Origin of the sequence: Spirillospora sp. NPDC046719 (genome assembly GCF_040645715.1) — a bacterium.
Classification (GTDB): Bacteria; Actinomycetota; Actinomycetes; order Streptosporangiales; family Streptosporangiaceae; genus Spirillospora.
In genome coordinates this window covers 1-2643 of the sequence record NZ_JBEYYT010000770.1, presented here as the reverse complement: position 1 = coordinate 2643, position 2643 = coordinate 1, and the positions used below count along the sequence as shown (strand labels likewise).

Genomic DNA, 2643 nt, shown 5'->3' with positions numbered 1-2643 from the left:
CCGCGCCGGGCTGGCCCCGCCGCGGCGGGGGGGTGTCGCGGCCGGGCGCGCGCGCGGGCCCGCGCGCGACGACGCGGCCCTCGGGCGGCGTGCCGATCGCCAGGTCGACGTCCCAGAGCCCGCCGGGCAGCGGTTCGCCGCGCTCGACGGCCGCGACGTCCACCAGCGCCTCGAAGGTGACGAGGCCGTCCTCCGCGCCGACGGACGCGGGGAGCCGCAGCAGCCCGTCGCCGTCGCGCTCGCGCAGCAGCAACTCCATCTCCGGCGCCGCCGGCAGGTCGTCGTCGCGCCTGATCGCGCCGGCGACGCGGAGCGCGGACCCAGCCCAGCCGACCTCCGTCAGGTAAGGCTCCGACATCGCCGCCCCCGCCTCGTCCTCCGCACGGTTCACCCGACCACTTCCCCCGGCGCCGCCGTCCAACCTGGCCGCCGCGCCGCCGACCGCGGCCGGGTCACGGGACGACGGTCACCGGCCAGCGGCCCGTGCGGACCAGCCGGACCGCGACGGACCCGATCAGCCGGTGCCCGGCCTGCGCGCCCGCGCCCACGAACACCGCGTCCGCCCGGGCCTCGTCGGCGATGCGGGAGATCACGGTGAACGGGTCGCCCTGCTCGGTGACGAACTCGTACCGGACGTCGGCGCGCTCGGCGGCGCGCTCCAGCTCGCGGCGCAGGTCCTCGGCGATGGCCTCGCCGGCCTCCCGCATCACCGCGGCGCCGCCGGCGGTGAGGGTGGACAGCGCGGCGATGCGCTCCACGTGCACGAGGATCAGCCGCGCGCCGCCGCGGCGCGCCAGGCCCCACGCGTACGCGCCGGCGTGCAGCGAGGTCTCCGACCCGTCGACGCCGGCCACGATCACCTTCGGCCCGTCCACGCCGTATTCGAACGGCCCTTCGCCGCTCATGCGATCATCACGCGGACCAGGGTAGTCGGGAATGTCAGAGTCGGGTGAAGCGGGCCACCAGGTCGTCGAGGCCGAGCGCGCCGGCCGCCAGCGCCCCGTACATCTGCTCGATCTCGCCGTAGCCGAGGTCGCGGGCGACGGCCAGCGAGTCGCCGCGCGCCTCCGCGGCGAGCAGGTCGAGCCGCCGCTGCGCCAGCGCCCGCACGAGGGCGCGGCGCCCCGCGTCCGCCGCCTCCTCCGCGCGCCGCAGCGCGAGGCTCCGCCGGATGTGCATGCGCGCCGGGACCGTCACGGCGAAGTCCAGCCAGTCCTCGGACGGGGAGCCGGCCGGGTCGGTGAGCACCTCCACCACGTTGCCGCTGCGGACCTGCACCGACATCGGCGCGAGCCGGCCGTTGACGACGGCGCCGATGCAGCGGTCGCCGGTGCCGGGGTCCAGCGCGTAGGCGAAGTCGAGCGCGGTCGCGCCCTCCGGCAGCGGCACGGCGCGGCCGTCCGGGGCGAACGCGGCGAGGTGCCCGGCGGCGAGGTCGGCGCGCAGGCCGTCCAGGAAGTCGGCGGACGGCGCGTTGGACTGCCAGGCCAGCAGCCGGCTCAGCCACGCCAGGTCGCGGCGGCCCGCCACGGCGTCGGCGGTGGCGGCGTCGTCGCGGGCCTGCCGGATGTGCGCGACGATGCCGTACTCGGCGACCGGGTGCATCGCCTCGCTCCGCACGATCACGTCGAACGGGTCGCCGTCCGGGCTGATGACGCGCGTGTGCAGCGACCGGTACATGTTGTCCTTCGGCATCGCGATGTGGTCGCGGACCTGCCCGGCGACCGGGTGCAGCGCGGCGTGCACCGCGCCGAGCGCGATGTAGCAGTCGCGCTCCTCGCCGTCGACCAGCAGCAGGAGCCGCGCCGCCTCGCAGGGCCGCAGCCCCGCGAGATGGCCGCCGAACGTCTCGTGCACCGCGTACAGGTGCGACGGCCGGATCTGCACGCGCGCGCGGACGCCGTGCTCGGCGAGCGCGTCGCGGATGCGCGCGACGGCGGGCGCGAAGGCCGCGTCGGCCCGCCGCAGCGCGGCCCGGACGGCGCTCGCGGTCGCGGCGTGCTCCTCGGGGGCGCGCGCGGCGAACGCCAGGTCGTCCATTTCCCGCTTCAGCACGTGGATGCCGAGCCGCTCGGCGAACGGGACGAGCAACTCCTGCGACGCCTTGGCGTACGGGGCCCGCTTGTGCGCGGGCCGGTAGCGCAGGGTCCGCAGGTTGTGCAGCCGGTCCGACAGCTTGATGACCAGGACGCGCAGGTCGGCCGCCGCCGCGAGCACGATCTTGCGGAACGTCTCGGCCTCGGCGCGCTCGCCCCACCGGCTGCCGTCCAGCTTCGTCACGCCGTCGACGAGGACGGCGACCTCCTCGCCGAAGTCGGCGCGGAGCTCGCCGAGCGTGTAGGGGGTGTCCTCGACGGTGTCGTGCAGCAGCGCGGCGACGAGCGTGGTGGTGTCCATCCCCATCCCGGCGAGGATCATCGCGACGGCCAGCGGATGGGTGATGTAGGGCGCGCCCGACTTGCGGAGCTGCCCGCGGTGCAGGCGCTCGGCGACCTCGTAGCCGCGCAGCAGTTCCGCCTCGTCGCCGCCCGGGCAGGCGGACCGGTGGACGGCGAGGAGCGGCGCGACGGCGGGGCGGACGGGGTCGCTCGCGAGGGCGGTTCGGGCGCGGCGCAGCGGCAGCCGGACCGGGCCGCGCGGCGC

The 2643-nt window shown here is 77.1% G+C and carries 2 protein-coding genes and 1 pseudogene; all 3 read right to left on the bottom strand.

Annotated elements, in window-relative coordinates; translation table 11 throughout:
• A pseudogene (locus ABZ914_RS49935) lies at positions 1 to 391 on the bottom strand (hypothetical protein); the annotation flags it as partial.
• Positions 392 to 452: 61 nt separating this feature from the next.
• A complete protein-coding gene (locus ABZ914_RS49930; protein ID WP_500201610.1) occupies positions 453 to 905 on the bottom strand; it encodes a universal stress protein in 453 nt (150 codons plus the stop codon).
• Between the two features lie 34 nt (positions 906 to 939).
• A partial coding sequence (locus ABZ914_RS49925) for a RelA/SpoT family protein (RefSeq protein ID WP_500201609.1) occupies positions 940 to 2643 on the bottom strand: 1704 nt, incomplete at its 5' end.

Excerpts from the sequence above, each read along its gene's own strand:
- ABZ914_RS49930 (WP_500201610.1), bottom strand. The coding sequence starts at position 905 with ATGAGCGGCGAAGGGCCGTTCGAATACGGCGTGGACGGGCCGAAGGTG.